We start from the raw sequence: 17,813 nt of genomic DNA on the forward strand, positions 1-17,813 counted from the left end.
GACGAAGCATGTACCGCTACGACGAGTTCGATCACGATTTTGTCCAGGCCCGCGTCGCCGAGTTCAGCGATCAGGTCCAGCGCCGGCTCGCCGGCGAGATCACCGAGGATCAGTTTCGGCCGCTCAGGCTGATGAACGGCGTCTATCTGCAATTGCACGCCTATATGCTGCGCATCGCGGTGCCCTATGGCACGCTGAACAGCAAGCAGTTGCGCATGCTCGGCCACATCGCGCGCAAATACGACAAGGGCTACGGCCATTTCACCACGCGCCAGAACATCCAGTTCAACTGGCCGGCACTGTCCGACATTCCTGCGATCCTGGCCGATCTGGCGAGTGTCGAGATGCACGCCATCCAGACCAGCGGCAATTGCATCCGCAACGTCACCGCCGACCATTTCGCGGGTGCGGCCGCCGACGAGGTCGCCGATCCGCGTCCCTACGCGGAAATCCTGCGCCAGTGGTCATCGGTTCATCCGGAGTTTTCCTACCTGCCGCGCAAGTTCAAGATCGCGGTAACCGGCGCGGAGCGCGACCGCGCCGCCATCCAGACCCACGACATCGGCCTGCATCTGAAGAAGAACGCGGCCGGCGAGCTCGGCTTCGCCGTCTATGTCGGCGGCGGCCAGGGCCGTACGCCGATGGTGGCCAGAAAGATCCGCGATTTCCTGCCGGAAGCCGACCTTCTGTCCTACTGCACGGCGATCCTGCGCGTTTACAATCTGCATGGCCGCCGCGACAACAAGTTCAAGGCACGCATCAAGATCCTGGTCCACGAGACCGGCGTCGAGGAGATCACGCGCCAGGTCGAGGCGGAGTGGCAGCAATTGAAGGACGCCGAGTTGAAGCTGCCGGAAGCAGATATCCGCGCCATCGACGCCTATTTCGCGCCGCCAGCGCTGACCGCGCGGCCGGACGGCGACGAGGCTGTAAAGCTGGCACGCCTCGATTCCAAGGGCTTCTCGGATTGGCTCGACCAGAATGTGGTGACGCATCGCCACCCCGACTATGCGGCGGTGACCATCTCGCTGAAGGGTATCGGCGAAGTGCCGGGCGATGCGACCGACAGCCAGATGGAAGCGATTGCCGATATCGCCGAGAAGTATGGATACGACGAGTTGCGCGTCAGCCACGAGCAGAACCTGATCCTGCCGCATGTGGCGCGCGCCGACCTGAAGGCGGTCTATGACGCACTGGTCGATATCGGCTTGGCGACCGCCAATTCCAACCTGATATCGGACATCATCTCGTGCCCGGGCCTCGACTATTGCGCGCTGGCCACGGCGCGTTCGATCCCGATCGCGCAGGAGATCTCGCGTCGCTTTGCGTCGCTGGAGCGGCAGCGCGAGATCGGCGAGTTGAAGCTGAAGATCTCCGGCTGCATCAATGCCTGCGGCCATCACCATGTCGGACACATAGGCATTCTCGGAGTCGAAAAGAAAGGCACCGAGCTGTACCAGGTGACGCTTGGCGGTTCGGCCGACGAGAACACTTCGGTGGGCGAGATCATCGGCCGCGGCTTCTCGTCGGAAGAGATCACCGACGCCATCGAACAGATCGTCGAGACCTATCTCGGCCTTCGGCTCAATCCACAAGAGAAATTCATCGACGCCTACCGCCGTGTCGGTCCCGCGCCGTTCAAGGAGGCGCTCTATGCTGGCGAAGCCAAGGCCGCTTGACCCTATCGTCGACGTCGATGACGGCATCGCCGCCAAAGCGGCGGGGCTTGACGCGCTCTATGGTCATCTGAAGCCGCTCGAGATCATCGAACGCGTGGCCAATGAACTGTTCCGCGACGAGATTGCCGCGGTGTCGTCTTTCGGGGCGGACTCGGCGGTGCTGCTGCACATGATCGCCGAGATCGACCGGACGCTGCCGGTCATCTTTCTCGATACGGGCAAGCATTTCGAGGAGACGCTCGGCTATCGCGACGCCCTGGTCGCCGATTTCGGGTTGACCAACATCCAGGTGATCAAGCCCGAGGAAGCAGCACTCGAGCGGATCGATCCGACCGGCAATCTGCACCAGAGCGACACCGATGCCTGCTGCAACGTGCGCAAGGTCGAGCCGCTGGCGCGGGGCGTGGCGCCTTTCCGCGCCTGGTTCACCGGCCGCAAACGCTTTCAGGCTTCGACGCGCGCAGCACTTCCGGTGTTCGAGGCGGTCGGCCCACGTATCCGCATCAATCCGCTGGCGCACTGGACGACGTCGGACCAGGCGGACTACATGCGCGCGCATGCGCTGCGCGAAAATCCGCTGGTCGCCTATGGCTATCTGTCGATCGGCTGCTTCCCGTGCACGCAACCGGTGCAGCCGGGCGAGGACGCGCGCAGTGGTCGCTGGGCCGGTCATGCCAAGACCGAGTGCGGCATTCACCTGTCGGGACTGGAGAAGTCGCTGACCGACGCATCGCTATAGGGTATGCTGATATTCAGGTGAGGCCAGCCTGCAAACGGCGGCTTCGGGGGCTCACGTACTACAAGTACGCTCCGCTCCGGCTCTCGGAAGCTACCGTTTTCGACTCGGGCCTGCTTGAATCTCCACACACCCTTGAGCCCTTGAATTTTTAGGAAATTTCGATGACTGAACCGACGATACCGGAGACCCGCCTCTGGACCCCGAAGGGTTTTCGGGAGGATGAGTGGGCTCATGCCGAAGGCGCGGAAGCACTGTCCGGCAATGGCCGCTTCATCCTGCCGCTGCAGGCGTTTCTCGATCTCGATCCGGAGGTGCGCCGGTCGGCCAAGGAAAGGATCGGTGTCGTGCTGCAACCCGGCGATCAGCTCGAAAGGATCGCCGGCCTGCTCGACCAGCTGTCGCTGGTGGCGCTGGCCTTTCCGTCGTTCAGCGATGGCCGCTCCTTCTCAAAGGGCGAATTGCTGCGCAGCCGACATCATTTCGAAGGTGCCGTGCGCGCCACCGGTCAGGTGCTGGTCGACCAGTTGCCGCATATGCTGCGGCTCGGTTTCGATGAATTCGAGATTTCCAATCCCGTGCTCTTGAAGCGCCTGGAAGAAGGCCGCACCGGCGGATTGGGACTCTACTACCAGCCTGCCGCCGTGCCGAAGCCCAAGGGACCGAAATACTCCTGGCGTCGGCTGCGTGCCGGCTGACATCACGATACTTCCCAGCGACAGGTTTACGCCGCCTGTCCTCTCCCGTCACGACGGCGGGAAGGCGCCGGTCGGCGGATCGGGGACCAGCAGAGCCAGACAGAAAATGGCTACGCCGCCATCCGTGCCTGACGAAACGATACCAGTTTCCCGCTGTTTTCATCCCACAGCGCCAGCTTGACGCAGCGCAGGCTCCCAAGAAGGGTGATGCGGCCTATGCCGCGCAATTCCGGATAATCGCGCAGCACTTCCTGCAGGCGGTAGCCTGGCACCTTCGCGGAGAGGTGATGGACATGGTGGACACCGATGTTGCCGGTGAACCAGTTCAGCACCGGCGGCAGGTCATAGTAGGAGGATCCGTGCAAGGCGGCGCGCTGGAACTCCCATTCCTCGTCCTTCGCCCATTCGGTCTCCTCGAACTGGTGCTGGACATAGAACAGCCAGATGCCGGCCGATCCGGCGAGGATGACGATCGGCAGGTGGACCACCAGGAAAGCGCCAATACCGACGAACCATATCAGGATCGACGCCGCCAGCACGATGGCGAGGTTGGTGGCCATCGAGGACACCCAGGGCTTCAGGCCACCGCGCATCATCCCGATCGGCAGCCTTTGCTCGAAGATGAAGAGCCATATCGGCCCCAGTCCGAACATGACCAGGGGATGACGATAGAGACGATAGGCGAGGCGACCTCTCCAGGACATCCGCCGGTACTCCGCAACCGTCAACGTCTTGATATCGCCAACGCCGCGCTCGTCGAGATTACCCGCGCTGGCATGATGGGTGGCATGAGCACTCCGCCAGCAATCATAAGGCGTCAGCGTAAGCACGCCTAGAACGCGGCCTATCCAGTCGTCGGCGGTGCGGTTGGCGAAGAAGGATCCATGCCCGCAATCGTGCTGGATCATGAAAATCCGCACCAGGAAGCCCGCCGCCGGCAAGATCAGCACCAGCCCCCACCAATGGCCATAGGCAAAGGCGATCGAGGACAGCGCCCAGAGCGCTGCGAAAGGGATGAGGGTGATCGCCAGTTCGACGGCGCTGCGCCGCCTGTCCGGCTTCTTGTAGCGCGACAATATCTTCAACCAGGCGCGCTTGCTATTGGCAGTCTCAGGGGAAATCATGTTCATCAGGGACCATAGACGGAGCCGGCCCGCTCCCGCAAGGCTGCACTCACGCAAAATTACCGCGTGTAATTGTCGCGATGGCGAGGGCCCGTCCAGCCATTGGGCCGGTTCCATCCGAATTTTCGCCAGCGCGCCTACTGACGTCCGCCGCCAGCCATCCCGCTTTCCATGCCGTCGAGGCGATCGAGCAGGTCGCGGAAGCGGTCGGGAATGTCTTTCTCGGCGCGAAAGGCCGGCAGCGCATGCAGAAAGCGTCTCATCGCCGCGGTCCCCAGCTGACGCCGGATTTCGGCGGCGATCCGATCTCTCTTTTCGCCTTTGTCGCGGAGTGTCATTTCAAAAATCCTGTGTCGGTTCGAAAATCCTCCAGCCAGCAAATGGTTCCCCGTTCACGACGTCGGGGCAAGCAAAGGCGATAGCTATGGTAAAGTTTGAATTAAAATCGAAGCAACGCCTTGGCAGCCATCCGCTTCGAGCGGCTGGCCTTTGCCATCGCTTACCCCTTGATTTTTGCCCACCAAACCTCGATATCGGGCTCAAAATCCACACTATTCGAGATGACGGGAAACGGCATGAGCGACCAGGCAAAAGACGAACGCGCGCCCGACGAAATCGAGGCGACCGAGGCCAATGCCGAGCGCACGGAAGGTGGCGTCGATGGCGATTATGAAGCGGTTGTGCGGCTGCTGAAGGAGAATGAAGAGCTGAAGGATCGGGCGCTTCGCGTCGCGGCCGAGATGGAGAATTTGCGTCGCCGCACCGCGCGCGACGTGCATGACGCGCGTACCTATGCGGTTGCGAACTTCGCCCGCGACATGCTGTCGGTTTCGGACAATCTGCGCCGCGCGCTGGACGCGATTCCCGCCGAGGCCAAGGCGTCCGGCGATGCGGGTTTCAAGGCGCTGATCGACGGCGTCGATCTCACCGAGCGTGCCATGCTGTCCGCACTGGAGCGGCATGGCGTCAAGAAGCTCGCGCCGGAAGGCGAGAAGTTCGATCCCAATTTCCACCAGGCCATGTTCGAAGTGCCCAATCCCGATGTGCCGGCCAACACGGTGGTGCAGGTCGTGCAGCCGGGCTATTCGATCGGGGAGCGGGTGCTGCGCCCGGCCATGGTCGGCGTCGCCAAGGGCGGCCCAAAACTCGCCGCCGGCGAAGCGCCGGTCGAGCCGGGGCCCGTCAACGAGCAGGCGGAGAAGGATGCTTGATAGTGAGTAGCGAATAGGGAGTAGCGAGTAGCGAGTAGGGACCAGATACTAATCTGCGGCTTCGTGCTATTGCCACTACTCACTACTCACTACTCACTACTCACTACTCACTCCAGCCCATGCATCCCATCGCGCTTCTCGACTATGCCGGCGTTGCGGTCTTCGCGGCGACAGGTGCGCTTGCCGCGTCGCGCAAGCAGCTCGACATTATCGGCTTCCTTTTCCTGGCGTGCGTCACCGGCATCGGCGGCGGCACTCTTCGCGACGTCATCCTTAACCTGCCGGTTTTCTGGATCGCCCATTCCAGCCATGTGCTGATCTGCGCGGCGGTTGCGGTGCTGGTCTTTTTCAGCGCACACCGTGTCGAATCCCGCTGGAAGTGGCTGCTCTGGCTCGACGCCGTCGGGTTGGCCGCTTTTTCGGTGATGGGTGCGGCCAAGGGATTGGCCATTACCGGTTCGCCGGTCGTTTCCGTCGTCACCGGCGTGCTGACCGCCACATTCGGCGGCATCCTGCGCGACGTGCTGGCAGGGGAGCCTTCGGTGCTGCTGAGGCCGGAAATCTATGTCACGGCCGCTCTGGTTGGCGCGTCAATCTTCACATTGGGCGATGTCGCCGGACTGCCGCAGATCGTCTCAGGCTTGGCCGGTTTCGCCGCGGCATTCGCCGTGCGCGGCGGCGCGCTCAAATTCGGCTGGTCGTTTGCGTCCTACAAGAGCCGGCCCGGCAGACGGCCAGAGGATATTTCGTGAAGTAGGGAGTAGTCAGTAGGGAAATAGTCAGTAGGTGTGAATTATGGTGTCTTCACTACTCACTACTCACTACTCACTACTCACTACTCACTACTAACTACTAACTACTAACTATTGCTCACGCCGCGAAGCGTTGCGCTTCCCCGCCGTAATAATTGACGTAGCGGGCGCCGATCTCCTTGACCGGCATCACCACGAACACGTCGACCGTCGAGAATTCACGATCGATGACGCAGCCGTCGCCGATGCGGGCGCCGACCCTGAGATAGCCCTTGACCAAGGGCGGCATCGCCGCGATCGCCGCCTTGGCATTGACCGCCTCGATCGGCATCAGATCCATGGAACAATAGCGCCCGGCGACGGCGCGCACGTCCCAGGCCGAATTCGTGCGGCAGTGATGCGCCAGATAGGTGAGTGCCTCGGCATGGGCCGCCGGCACGGTGCCGTGGAAGGACGCACAGCCGGTCATCACGCCGATGCCATAGTGGTTGATATACGCCCAGATGCCTTGCCACAACGCCTCGATGGTGCGCTTCGAACGGTATTCCGGCAGGACGCAGGAGCGGCCGAGCTCGAGAAAGCGCTGCCCCGGGTGACGGGCGATGAGCTTGGTCAGCTCGAATTCGCCTTCGGAATAGAAGCCGCCGGCGGCGGCAGCGATCTCTTGCCGCAGCAGCCGGTAGGTGCCGACGATGCGGCGATGTTCGGGGCCGGAAAGCGAGGTATCGAAGACGAGCAGATGATCGCAGTGCGGATCGAAGCGGTCGGCATCACGGCGGTCCTGCACCTGAAACAGGTTCTTCCTGGCGCCAAGCTCGTCATAGAATACCCGGTAGCGCACTTCCTGCGCGGCCGCGATCTCGGCCTCGTTGCGGGCCAGCCGCACTTCGAGGTTGCCGATACGGCCGAGCGCTGCGCCCTTTGTGACGGAATCGACGTTGCGTCCGGCAAGCAAGGCGCCGCCGGCGTTCGGCCGAGTGTCACATTCCGGCATAACTGTATGCACGAGTGATTCTCCTTCGAGCCATCCCTCTTGGCACGGGGATACGGTGTAGGTGCAACAGGATTGTGACAGTACCGTGATACGGCGTCGCGGGCAATACTTCGTCGGCTGGCGAATACGGTCAACCGGCTACGTTGTGTAGAGCAAGGTGGCGGCGCTCGGCAGGAGATCGATGGAAAAAAAGGCTCAGGCGGCGACCTGCCCCTCGATGGCGTCGACCAGCGCATCCGGGTCGAGCGGCTTGGTGACGAAGCCGCTGGCGCCGTGGGCGAGCACGGCATGGCGGGTCTTTTCCTGGCTATCGGCCGACAGCACCATGATGGGTACGGGCGGCACGGCCGTCTCCTCCTCATGGCGGCGGATGGCGGCGATGGCGTCCATCCCATCCATCACCGGCATGTGCAGGTCCATCAGCACCACGTCGAAGCGGTGCTTGTGTCCGGCACCGGTAACGGCCTCGACCGCCGCCTTGCCGTTGCCGACAACCTTGACGCGATGACCGGCCTTCAGCAGCGTGGCGCGAGCGAGCATAGCGTTGATGTCATTGTCCTCGGCGATCAGCACCGACAGGCCATGCTGGCGGTCACCGGCGGCGCGAAGCGCCGGCGGGTGGGGCTTTTCCGGCCGTGTCGGGGCAAGCGCCGGCGCATGACTGCTCAGAAGCACACGCAAAAGTGTTCCGCCTCGCACCGGTCTGGCGAGGAAGGTCGCGTAGCCGCTGGCGCGGAACTCGCCGAGCATGCCGCGATCGGTCGGGGCGATCAGCGTGATGGCTTCGCAATCGGAAAAACCGCTTTGGCGCAGCCGCTTGAGCAGTCTACCGTCGCCCTCTTCCATGGCCGCGTCGACCAACAGCACGTCGCAACCGCCGGAGAACGATGCCGCCTGCGCCACGGTGGTGGCGATATCGACCGCGCCGCCATTGGCGCGGATGCTGCGGGCGATGGCGTCGGCTTCGACGATGTTTCTCGACAGGATCACCGCGCGCCTGCCCTGAAGTGCGTCCGTCCGGCCCGGCGGTGGCTCGCTCGCGGATATGGCCGGGATATCGAAGACGAATTCCGAACCCTGGCCCAGCCGGCTGGAGACGGAAATCGTGCCGCCCATGGCGGTCACCAGGCGCCTGGAGATGGCAAGACCGAGACCGGCTCCGCCATGCGCGCGCGTCGAGGTGCCGTCGGCCTGCTCGAACTCTTCGAAAATGCGCTCCATGTCCTCTTCACGCAGGCCTGGCCCGGTATCCGCGATGGTGAAGCATATCCGGTCGGTGGTTTCGGTGCGGGCGCGCGCGATGCTCACCAGCACGCCGCCGCTGTCGGTGAACTTGATGGCGTTGCCGATCAGGTTGAGCAGCACCTGCCTGACCCGGCCCGGATCGGCGGTGATCAATTGCGGCACGTCGGGCTCGACATGACAGCCGAGGCCGATATCCTTCGCGAAGGCCCGCGCGGCCAGGAGCTCGACGATGTTGTCGGCGATCTCGCGCACGGACATTGGCTGCGGTTCGGGATCGAAGCGCCCCGCCTCGATCTTGGAATAATCGAGCAGGTCCTCGATGAGAGCCAACAGGGCGCTGGCCGAGGTCGAGATGGCGCCGACATAGGTCTGCTGCTCCGGCGACAGGCTGGTATCGGCCAACAGCCTGGCCATGCCCATGATGCCGTTCATCGGCGTGCGGATTTCATGGCTGACGGTGGCGAGGAAGCGCGATTTGGCCTGGCTTGCGTATTCGGCCCGCTCGCGCGCGGTGATCAGCGAGGATTCGGCACGTTTGCGGGCGGTGATGTCGCGGGCGATGGCGCGATGCGAGACGGCGCCGCTGTCCTTGTCGCGCACCGACAGTTCGATCCACGAGAACCAGCGCGAACCGCCGGGCGTGCGGATGGCGACGTCGGTGGAACTCAGGCATTCATGGTCGGAAAACGCGGCGTCGGGAACGATACCGACTTCGATGCCGAGTTCCGCCAGGGTCTTGCCGGCGAGGTCGCGCTGATCGATCTCGACCAGATCGGCGAACACCTTGTTGGCATAGACGATATGGCCGTCGCGGTCGCGATGGATGACGAGATCGCCAAGCGCGTCGATCAGGCCGCGAAAGCGCTCTTCGCTCTCCTGCATCTCCCACATGCGATCGGCCAGCGTCTCGATCTCGGCACGGCTGCGGGCCGTGGTTTCATCAAGCAGCGCGGCGGTGCGGTATTCGCTCCTTCTGGCGCGCAGGTGCAGGCCGAAGCCGGCAAGGCCGGTCGCCAGCAAAGCGAGGCTGATGAAGATCGGCGCGCCGGTCAGGTGGGTCAGCCCCGCCAGCATGATGATGGCGACGAAGGTCAGCAGCGGCAAGCCTTCGCGGCTGGCCAATCGCGGCTCATGTCGGGCCTGTTGCGGCTCAGGCGCCAGCGGCGGTGCGGCGACGAACCGCCGCGCCGACGCCGGCGGGGATACCGCATCGACGTCTTCGCCAGTCTCCGCTTCCTGGATGCCGGATTCCGCGACCATGCGAAAATCCTACCGGACAGAAATTATGGAAGCCTGCGGGGGATCGTTCGAATTTTAGCGGATAGGTTGTTTTACCCCGCCGAACTCACTGCATGTCGACGACGACGCGGCCGCGGATCTTGCCGTCGACGATGTCGCGCGCGGCGCCGATGATGTCGTCGAAGCCGATGGTCTTGGACAGGCTGGCGAGCTTGCGCAGATCCAGGTCGGCGCCGATGCGGCGCCAAGCCTCAAGCCGCACCGGTTTCGGCGCCATCACCGAATCGATGCCGAGCAGCGAAACGCCGCGCAGGATGAAAGGTGCCACGCTCGACGGCAGGTCCATGCCGCCGGCCAGGCCGCAGGCCGCGACGGCACCGCCATAGGAGGTCATAGAGAGCACATTGGCCAGTGTGTGGCTGCCGACGGAATCGATGCCGCCCGCCCAACGCTCCTTGGCGAGCGGCTTGGTCGGCTGGCTGAGTTCGTCGCGCGATATCACCTCCGCGGCGCCGAGATCGATGAGATACGGGCTTTCGGCATTGCGCCCGGTCGAGGCAATGACGTGATAGCCCAGGCTGGACAGGATGGAGACTGCGACCGAACCGACGCCGCCGGCCGCGCCCGTTACCACCACGGGCCCGCGATCGGGCACGATGCCGTGCCGCTCCAGTGCCATGACGCACAGCATGGCGGTATAGCCCGCGGTGCCGACCGCCATCGCATCATGCGCGCTGATGCCGTCGGGAAGCGGCACCAACCAGTCGCCATTGACGCGGGCGCGCCCGGCATAGGCGCCAAAATGCGTCTCGCCGACGCCCCAGCCGTTCAGGATGACCTTGTCTCCCTTGCGCCAGTCGGGATGGGAAGAGGATAAGACCGTTCCGGCGAAATCGATGCCTGGCACCAAGGGCCAGCGGCGAATGACCGGCGCCTTGCCCGATATTGCGAGCCCATCCTTGTAGTTCACCGTCGTCGCCTCGACGGCGACGGTGACGTCACCCTCCATGAAATCGGCTTCGGTGAGGTCGGTCACCGCCACCGACTGCTTCTTTTCGGCGTCGCGCGAAACGAGGATGGCTTTGAAGGTTTCGGGCATTTTTCTCTCCTCGATCTATCGACGTTTGGACTCTGCTGCGGCGGCCGCGCCGGGTCAATCGCTCAGGCGTCGGGACCCTGGGGCTTGGGCTGGCGCCGCCAGCCGAAAACTTCGTCAAGGACGACCAGCGCGGCACCGACCGAAATGAAAGCGTCAGCGAGATTGAACACGGCGAAGGACCAGACCGGAGTGTGGAACAGGATGTAGTCGATGACGTGGCCGTAGACGGCGCGGTCGATCAGATTGCCGAGCGCGCCACCGATGATCAGGGCAAAGCCGGTGCGGGCAACCACATGGCCCGCGGGCGTGTGCGTGGCCAGATAGAGCACGAAGGCGACGACGAGCACGGCGATGACCACCAGGCCGGTATCGCCGAAGGATGAGAACATCGAGAAGGCGATGCCGGTGTTGTAGGTGCGAAACAGCGCCAGGAAGGGCAGGAGATCGAGCTTTTCCTGAAAGGGAAGGCCGGTCTCGACCAAGTGTTTTATCCACTGGTCGAGCGCGATGGCCGCGACGACCAGCAGCGCATAGGGAGACCATGATTTCACGATCGGGCAACCCTCATTGCGAATCCACCATCGGGTCCAGTTTCAGCGCGCCGCGGCGGATCTCGAACAGCATGACGCCGGTGGCGACGGCAAGATTGAGCGAATCGGCACGGCCTGCCTGCGGAATCCTGAGCAGCCTGTCGCAACTCGCCGCCAGGCTTTCGGGCAGGCCTTGCTGTTCATTGCCCATCATCAGCAGCACCGGCCCCCGGGAAAAATCGACCGAGCGGTAGTCGACCGCGCCTTTGAGGTGCGTGCCGGCGACGAGACCCGAAAACCCGCCGCGCCAGGCGAGGAATGCCTCGGTCGTCGCCTTGGCCACCGGAACGGCGAAGATCGAGCCCATGGTGGCGCGCACCGTCTCCACCGAAAAGGGATCGGTGGTGTCTCCGACCAGGATCACGCCCTTGGCGCCGACGGCGTCCACCGTGCGGATGACGGTGCCGAGGTTGCCGGGATCGCGCACCCGGTCGAGCGCCACCCAGACATCGCCATTGTCGGCGCGGATATCCTTCAGCGCCAGGAGTTTCTGCGAGAAAACGCCGATCACCATTTGCGGATTGTCGCGGCGGGTTATGGCGACAAGCACTTTTTCCGAGACTTCGAGCACGGTGCCGCCTGATGCAACCGTGCGCGCAGCGACCTTCTCAACCGCCGCGTTGCCGCGTCCGGCCTTGGCGAAGACCAGGGTCCTGATCTGCCAGCCGAGATCGAGCGCATCGATGACCAGCTTCAGTCCCTCGGCCATGAAGGCGTTCTGCTGGTCGCGGAATTTTTTCAAGGCCAGCGCCTTGATGTCCTTGACCAGCGGATTGGCGAGGCTGGTGACCTCTTTTACCTGCCCGACCGGACGGGCGCCGTCATATCCACTCATCAGGCCACCCAGCGCGAGAACAGCGAGGTCGACAGCGCGCGGCCCGCCGATTTTTCGCGGATGATCAATTCGCCCGATTCAACCCTGCCGCCCATGCCGGCAAAGGTGTCGCGCATGAGGGCATGGATGGCGAAGAAGGAGGCGCGGATCGAATAAGCGGTCAGCACCACGGCAAGCGGTTTCGGGGTCAGGATCGATCGGCAGAGATCGGTCAATGCCGGCAGGTCCTCGAACAACTGCCAGACCTCGCCCTTGGGGCCGCGGCCATAGGCGGGCGGATCGAACAGAACGATGTCATAGCGGCTGCCGCGGCGCTCCTCGCGCTCGGCGAATTTCACCGCGTCTTCGACGATCCAGCGGATCGGCTTGTTGCCAAGCCCGGCCATCTCCTGGTTTTCGCGGGCCCAGCCGATCGCCTTTTTCGAGGCATCGACATGGGTGACCTCGGCGCCGGCGCGCGCCGCCACCAGCGAGGCAAGGCCGGTATAGCCGAACAGGTTGAGCACTTTGACCGGCCGCCTGGCCGCCGCGATCAGTCCGGCCATGTGATCCCAGTGCGAGGCCTGCTCGGGGAACACGCCCACGTGGCGAAACGAGGTGAAGCGGCCGAGATAATCGATGCCGTCGTGCTTCATCGGCCAGGTCTCGCCGAGCGGCTTCCCGGGGAAGCGCCAGCGGCCAATGCCTTCCTCGTCGGTATCGCCGGTGAAGACAGCGTCGGCGCGGTCCCATTCCCTTGCCGGCAGCGCCTTCTGCCAGATCGCCTGGCCCTCCGGGCGGACGATCCGATAAGGACCGTATTGTTCGAGCTTCTGGCCGGCGCCGCTGTCGAGCAGCGCATAATCGGCATTGGGTGCCACTTCGAGGATCAGCGGAAGCTGTTCGGCCGGAAGAGCGCCGTCGCGACGGGCCAGGATGCGGGGCACCGACTTCGGTTCGGGGCGCTCGTCGGTGCCGGCGCCGGGCCGCTCATGCGGCCTGGTATCCGGCCTGGCCGTTCCACGACCTTCATGCGGACGCGCCTGTTGTGCACCGCTTTTCGCGGGCGGACGGCTGTCGCGGCGTTTGTCGCGAAAAGATTTCAAGCAGGAGCATCTCCGAGGCGTGGCCGCTTTTGACATAGGGCAACCGGCTTCGCAACCAAGTCCGCCGCTCAGGCGTCGCCTGGTCATGTCGGCTTGCGATGGACCAATGCCAAAGAAACAGGCAAATCTTCGATATGTCCCGCTCCGAACGCCTGCTCGACCTGATCCAGACATTACGCCGGCATCGTATGCCGGTGAGCGGGCAGTCGCTCGCCGACGAACTCGGGATTTCGATTCGCACGCTTTACCGCGACATCGCGACGTTGCAAGGCCAAGGGGCGCCGATCGAGGGCGAGGCCGGGCTCGGCTATGTGCTGAAGCCCGGCTTCATGTTGCCGCCGTTGATGTTCAGCGACGAGGAGATCGAGGCTGTCGTGCTCGGTTCGCGTTGGGTCGCCAAGCAACCGGATCCGCGACTTTCGGCAGCGGCCGTCAACGCGCTTGCCAAGATCGCGTCGGTGCTGCCGGATGATCTGCGCGAGGATCTCAACGCCACCGCACTGCTGGTCGGGCCGCCCGCCGCGACTGTCGAAAGCATCGATCCCGGCCTGGTGCGGCAGGCGATCCGCAACGAGCGCAAGCTGGACTTCTTCTATCGCGATGCCGGTGGCGCGGGCTCGCGGCGCGTGGTGTGGCCGTTCGCGCTTGGGTTCTTCGACAAGGTGCGGGTCGTGGTGGCGTGGTGCGAAATGCGGCAGGATTTCCGGCATTTTCGCACCGATCGCATAGCCGAGCTCAAGACGACGGGCCTGCGCTATCCGCGCCGCCGTCAGGCGCTGCTGAAGGAATGGCGGGCGACGCTCGACACTCCACGGCGTTAGCGGTGTGTAAGCTCTCCAGGGCGCCTCCCACGACGGATACTGCCAGAATCTGACAGTGGCGCGCTTTATGTCTGTCCCGGTCCAAACCCTGGAGAACAGACATGGTCACCCCCAATTTCGTCATCCTCTACGTCGACCAGCCGCAGCGTAGCGGCGCCTTCTACAGCGCGCTGCTCGGCCGCGAACCGGTCGAAAGCGCGCCGACATTCGTGCTGTTCGTGCTCGACAACGGTTTCAAACTCGGTCTGTGGTCGAAGCATACGGTGGAACCGGCGGCGGCAGTGGCCGGTGGCGGCGCCGAGATCGTGTTTGCGCTGGATACGCCCGAGGCAGTCGACGCCGCCCATGCCGACTGGTCGGGGCGCGGGCTGAAGATCCTCCAGACGCCGACCGACATGGATTTCGGCCGCACCTTCGTTGCGCTCGATCCCGACAACCATCGCCTGCGGGTCTACTGGCTTTCGGACGGGCAGCAGGCCGGCGGGGAGCAGGAATGAGCGCGTATTGGATCGCGGTGGCGTCGGCGCAGCACGTCCGGCGCGGCCGCGAGGGCGGCTTCATGCAGGTCAACCACGGCAAGGCGGCGCCGCTGCGGCGGGTCCAGCCCGGGCACGGCATTGTTTATTATTCGCCGACAACGATTTTGGGCGAGAAAGACGGGCTGCGGGCGTTCACGGCGATCGGCACGGTGCGGGCGGGAGAACCCTATCAAGGCGATATGGACGGCGGCTTCACGCCCTTTCGCCGCGACGTTGACTGGGCGACGGCAGGGGAAGCGCCGATCAAGCCATTGCTCGACAGGCTGGACTTCACGGCCGGCAAGCCGAATTGGGGGTATCAGCTGCGCTTCGGCCTGTTCTCGGTAAGCGCGGCCGATTTCGCCGTAATCGCCGAAGCAATGGGCGCTAAACCAGCCGAGACAGTAAACTAGGTTCTGAGCGTCTTGTAGACGGCAATGCCGGCGGCAAGGTCCTCGAGCGCGGCGCCGACCGACTTGAACAGCGTGATCTCGTCGGCGCTCCGGCGCCCTTGCTTCTGGCCGCGCGCCAGCTCGTGCAAGTCGGCTATGATGGCTTCCGGTTTCAGCACGCCCGAAGCGAGCGGTATGACGATGTCGCCCGCCTCCTTGGTGGCGCCGGCGCGGGTATCGACATAGACGCGGGCGCGCCTTATCGCCTCGTCGTCGCTTTCGCGCATTGTCGGGGTGAAGCCGCCGACCATGTCGACATGGCTTCCCGGCTTCAGGCGGGCGCCCTTGATCAGCGGATCGGTCGCGATCGTCGCCGACGAGACGATGTCGGCCTGGCCGAGCTCGGCATCGAGGTCGGTTGCGGCACTTGCCGGCAAGCCGTCGGCGCGCAAAGCGGCCGCGACCTTCTCGGCATTGGCCAAGGTGCGGTTCCAGATGCGGATGGTCCTGATCGGCCGCACGGCGCAATGCGCCTTGGCGAGGAAGGGCGACAGCGCGCCGGCCCCGATCACCAGCAGCCGGGAAGCGTCTTCGCGTGCCAGATAGGATGCGGCGAGCGCTGAGGCGCAGGCCGTGCGCCATTGCGTCAGCCGCTGGCCGTCGATCAGGGCCTCCGGTTCGCCGGTGGCGCCGTTGAGCAGGAGATAGAGCCCCATCACCGCCGGTTTGCCGATGGCATTGTTATCGGGCGAGACGGTAACGATCTTGACGCCGATATGCCCCCCGGCCGAGATGCCGGCTGCGTTGAAATCGGTCCAGGCCGGCATCAGCAGCAAGGTCGAGGGCGCACCGTCCGGCCGTTCGACCGTGTGATGGTGCCGGACGGGTTGCACCGCGCCGTCACGGAAAGCCACGCGTAGCGTCTCCACCAGCCCTGGGAACGTCAACGCCTGGTCGACCTCTGCGGCCGAAATGGTCAGCATGGGAAAACTCCGTGAAGAAAATCGCGGGCCCGAGAGGACCCACAGCGCCGTGCGGCGGTCAGTTGGTCGGCTTCGGCAGAACCGGTCCCTGCGGTGTCGACGGAGCGCGGCCGATCGCCTGGCGCAGGTTCTCGGCCTCGACGCCGCGCTGGCGCGCCAGCTTGCGGTAGCGTCCCTGCTTGACCCAGGTCGCCAGGCTGCCGACGACCATTCCGACGGCGAGGGCCAGGAACAGGAAGATGAACAGCGGCAAAGTGAGCGTCAGCGCCGGATTGCCGGGATTGAACGGATCCAGCGTGAAGGCGACGAGTTCGCGATTGGCGACGGCCAGCGCGATCAGGATGATCGCCAGGGGCACGAAGACCACGATGAGCATGAAGCGATTGAGCATGATGTTTTCCGTCGGAAACCGGCCTCCCGGGAAGGGCCGGTCTGGCGTCGCGCCTACTTTCCGCCATTCAGCCTTTCGCGCAGTTCCTTGCCGGTCTTGAAGAACGGCACCCATTTCTCCTCGACCTCGACGGATTCGCCGGTGCGCGGGTTGCGGCCGGTGCGGGCGGGGCGGTTCTTGACCGAAAAAGCACCGAAGCCGCGCAATTCGACCCGGTTGCCTTCGGCGAGCGCGTCGGTGATCTCGTCGAAAATCGCGCCGACGATGTTTTCAACGTCGCGCAGGAAAAGATGCGGATTGCGCGTGGCAATAATCTGCACAAGTTCGGACTTGATCATCGGACGGGTCCCCTGAAATCAGTGCGGTCGAAATTATGAGGATGATTTTGTTTGCTTTTTCATCCACCCCAAACGGCATCTCAAGGGTGCCAGACGGAAACGAGACCGTCAAGAAACAAGCGGTCGGCGCCAAGTTCATGGATGATATCGCCGCTGTAGTCCGGCAGGCCGAGCGCGCCGGCGATCGTTCTCACCATCGCTTTGGACAACAGGAAGCCGCCGCGCCGCTCCGTGTTCTTCCATTCGACCACATTGAGTTTCGAGTCGACGCCCTTGGTCGCCAGCCAGTCGATCGCCTCGGTCTCGCCACCAACGGCGTCGATCAGGCCGTTGGCGACCCCTTGGCGACCGGTGAAGATCGATCCGTCGGCGAGCGCCAGCGCTTGCTCGCGGGTCATCTTGCGGCGTTCGGCGACGATGCCGACGAACCAGTCGTAGCTGTCGAGGATGAGCTTGCGGACCATGGCGCGCTCGTCGTCGTTGGTCGGCTTGAAAGGCGAGGGCGAGGCCTTGAGCGGCGAGGATTTCACTTCCTCCAGCTTGACGCCGAGCTTGTCCATCAGGCCGCTGACATCAGGATACTGGATCAGCACGCCGATCGAGCCGACGATCGAGGTCTTGCGGGCGACGATGTGATCGGTGGCGCTCGCGATCATGTAGCCGGCCGACGCCGCGAGCGTGCCGACCTCGGCCGCGACAGGCTTGTCGGCGGCGAGCTTGCGCACCTCCTCATAGATCGATTCACCGCCGACCGTCGTGCCGCCGGGGGAATCGATGGCGAGGATCACGCCTTTTACTCTTGACGATTTGCGGATGGTTTCCAGCCGCTTGATCAACTCGTCGTCCTCGGTGATGGTGCCTTCGATCCTGACCTTGGCGATATGATCGACGGCCGAGCCGCTGAAATCATCGCGATAGAACCAGGCCGAGATCGCAATGATGCCGAGCGCAACGATGGCAATGGCCGCAACGCGCCAGAAAGTCAGCTTACGCCGCAAGCGGCGGCGGTCGATCAGGTCGTCGGCTCTCAATGCCATGGTCAGCCTCACGGTCGATGGAAAGAGATGCTTTTAGACCATGACG

The 17,813-nt window shown here is 63.9% G+C and carries 20 protein-coding genes; 8 read left to right on the forward strand and 12 right to left on the reverse strand.

Features of this window, described 5'->3' with window-relative positions; translation table 11 throughout:
- Window positions 1–8 precede the first annotated feature (8 nt).
- From LB551_RS10760 to LB551_RS10770, 3 genes are all read left to right on the forward strand, one after another.
- Window positions 9–1,679 (forward strand): nitrite/sulfite reductase, encoded by a 1,671-nt coding sequence (locus LB551_RS10760; protein ID WP_140640518.1) that lies wholly within the window; start codon window positions 9–11, stop codon window positions 1,677–1,679.
- On the forward strand, window positions 1,654–2,418 hold the full coding sequence (locus LB551_RS10765; protein ID WP_140549488.1) for a phosphoadenylyl-sulfate reductase: 765 nt from the start codon (window positions 1,654–1,656) through the stop codon (window positions 2,416–2,418). Before LB551_RS10760 ends, LB551_RS10765 begins: the two co-directional genes overlap by 26 nt.
- A 161-nt stretch (window positions 2,419–2,579) precedes the next feature.
- Window positions 2,580–3,113, forward strand: coding sequence for a DUF934 domain-containing protein (locus tag LB551_RS10770; protein ID WP_140549489.1), 534 nt, complete (start codon window positions 2,580–2,582; stop codon window positions 3,111–3,113).
- A gap of 110 nt (window positions 3,114–3,223) precedes the next feature.
- On the opposite strand, the gene LB551_RS10775 is transcribed toward LB551_RS10770, so the two are convergent.
- Complete coding sequence (locus LB551_RS10775; RefSeq protein ID WP_224659155.1) at window positions 3,224–4,243, reverse strand: fatty acid desaturase; 1,020 nt, start codon at window positions 4,241–4,243, stop codon at window positions 3,224–3,226.
- Between the two features lie 131 nt (window positions 4,244–4,374).
- On the reverse strand, window positions 4,375–4,500 hold the full coding sequence (locus LB551_RS30030) for a hypothetical protein (RefSeq protein WP_318012725.1): 126 nt from the start codon (window positions 4,498–4,500) through the stop codon (window positions 4,375–4,377).
- Window positions 4,501–4,812: 312 nt separating this feature from the next.
- Between LB551_RS30030 and grpE the strand changes: the two genes are divergently transcribed.
- Together grpE and LB551_RS10790 are read left to right on the forward strand one after the other, a co-directional pair.
- A complete protein-coding gene (gene grpE, locus LB551_RS10785; RefSeq protein ID WP_140549492.1) occupies window positions 4,813–5,448 on the forward strand; it encodes a nucleotide exchange factor GrpE in 636 nt (211 codons plus the stop codon).
- A 119-nt stretch (window positions 5,449–5,567) separates the two neighbouring features.
- Window positions 5,568–6,200, forward strand: a complete 633-nt coding sequence (locus LB551_RS10790; RefSeq protein WP_224659156.1) for a trimeric intracellular cation channel family protein — start codon at window positions 5,568–5,570, stop codon at window positions 6,198–6,200.
- A gap of 118 nt (window positions 6,201–6,318) precedes the next feature.
- On the opposite strand, the gene LB551_RS10795 is transcribed toward LB551_RS10790, so the two are convergent.
- The 6 genes from LB551_RS10795 to LB551_RS10820 all read right to left on the reverse strand — a co-directional run bounded on the left by LB551_RS10795 (window position 6,319) and on the right by LB551_RS10820 (window position 13,287).
- Window positions 6,319–7,206 carry a GNAT family N-acetyltransferase gene (locus LB551_RS10795; RefSeq protein WP_140549494.1) on the reverse strand — a complete coding sequence of 296 codons (888 nt, stop codon included), beginning with the start codon at window positions 7,204–7,206 and terminating at the stop codon, window positions 6,319–6,321.
- 183 nt (window positions 7,207–7,389) lie between these two features.
- Window positions 7,390–9,699, reverse strand: a complete 2,310-nt coding sequence (locus LB551_RS10800; protein ID WP_224659157.1) for a PAS domain-containing hybrid sensor histidine kinase/response regulator — start codon at window positions 9,697–9,699, stop codon at window positions 7,390–7,392.
- Window positions 9,700–9,784: 85 nt separating this feature from the next.
- Window positions 9,785–10,777, reverse strand: a complete 993-nt coding sequence (locus LB551_RS10805) for an MDR family oxidoreductase (protein ID WP_224659158.1) — start codon at window positions 10,775–10,777, stop codon at window positions 9,785–9,787.
- Window positions 10,778–10,839: 62 nt separating this feature from the next.
- The gene (gene lspA, locus LB551_RS10810) at window positions 10,840–11,328 is read right to left on the reverse strand and encodes a signal peptidase II (RefSeq protein ID WP_140549497.1); all 489 of its coding nucleotides are present in this window, start codon (window positions 11,326–11,328) and stop codon (window positions 10,840–10,842) included.
- A 13-nt stretch (window positions 11,329–11,341) separates the two neighbouring features.
- Window positions 11,342–12,202 (reverse strand): TrmH family RNA methyltransferase, encoded by an 861-nt coding sequence (locus LB551_RS10815; RefSeq protein WP_224659159.1) that lies wholly within the window; start codon window positions 12,200–12,202, stop codon window positions 11,342–11,344.
- Complete coding sequence (locus LB551_RS10820) at window positions 12,202–13,287, reverse strand: class I SAM-dependent rRNA methyltransferase (protein WP_224659160.1); 1,086 nt, start codon at window positions 13,285–13,287, stop codon at window positions 12,202–12,204. The genes LB551_RS10815 and LB551_RS10820 overlap by 1 nt, the downstream gene beginning before the upstream one ends.
- A gap of 134 nt (window positions 13,288–13,421) precedes the next feature.
- Between LB551_RS10820 and LB551_RS10825 the strand changes: the two genes are divergently transcribed.
- The 3 genes from LB551_RS10825 (at window position 13,422) to LB551_RS10835 (ending at window position 15,039) form a co-directional block, all read left to right on the forward strand.
- Complete coding sequence (locus LB551_RS10825; protein WP_224659161.1) at window positions 13,422–14,108, forward strand: helix-turn-helix transcriptional regulator; 687 nt, start codon at window positions 13,422–13,424, stop codon at window positions 14,106–14,108.
- Between the two features lie 101 nt (window positions 14,109–14,209).
- A complete protein-coding gene (locus LB551_RS10830) occupies window positions 14,210–14,605 on the forward strand; it encodes a VOC family protein (RefSeq protein ID WP_224624054.1) in 396 nt (131 codons plus the stop codon).
- Window positions 14,602–15,039: an EVE domain-containing protein gene (locus LB551_RS10835; RefSeq protein WP_224659162.1), complete on the forward strand. Its 438-nt coding sequence runs from the start codon at window positions 14,602–14,604 to the stop codon at window positions 15,037–15,039. The genes LB551_RS10830 and LB551_RS10835 overlap by 4 nt, the downstream gene beginning before the upstream one ends.
- Here the strand turns inward: LB551_RS10835 and LB551_RS10840 are convergent.
- The 4 genes from LB551_RS10840 to sppA form a co-directional block, all read right to left on the reverse strand.
- Complete coding sequence (locus LB551_RS10840; RefSeq protein ID WP_224659163.1) at window positions 15,036–16,001, reverse strand: ornithine cyclodeaminase family protein; 966 nt, start codon at window positions 15,999–16,001, stop codon at window positions 15,036–15,038. The genes LB551_RS10835 and LB551_RS10840 overlap by 4 nt on opposite strands.
- A gap of 58 nt (window positions 16,002–16,059) precedes the next feature.
- On the reverse strand, window positions 16,060–16,392 hold the full coding sequence (locus LB551_RS10845; protein WP_140549503.1) for a DUF1049 domain-containing protein: 333 nt from the start codon (window positions 16,390–16,392) through the stop codon (window positions 16,060–16,062).
- A 53-nt stretch (window positions 16,393–16,445) separates the two neighbouring features.
- The gene (locus LB551_RS10850) at window positions 16,446–16,730 is read right to left on the reverse strand and encodes an integration host factor subunit beta (protein ID WP_006200394.1); all 285 of its coding nucleotides are present in this window, start codon (window positions 16,728–16,730) and stop codon (window positions 16,446–16,448) included.
- 80 nt (window positions 16,731–16,810) lie between these two features.
- Window positions 16,811–17,767, reverse strand: a complete 957-nt coding sequence (gene sppA, locus LB551_RS10855; RefSeq protein WP_224624052.1) for a signal peptide peptidase SppA — start codon at window positions 17,765–17,767, stop codon at window positions 16,811–16,813.
- Between the last annotated feature and the right edge of the window lie 46 nt (window positions 17,768–17,813).

The sequence above is a fragment of the Mesorhizobium sp. BR1-1-2 genome (assembly GCF_020165435.1).
GTDB lineage: Bacteria > Pseudomonadota > Alphaproteobacteria > Rhizobiales > Rhizobiaceae > Mesorhizobium.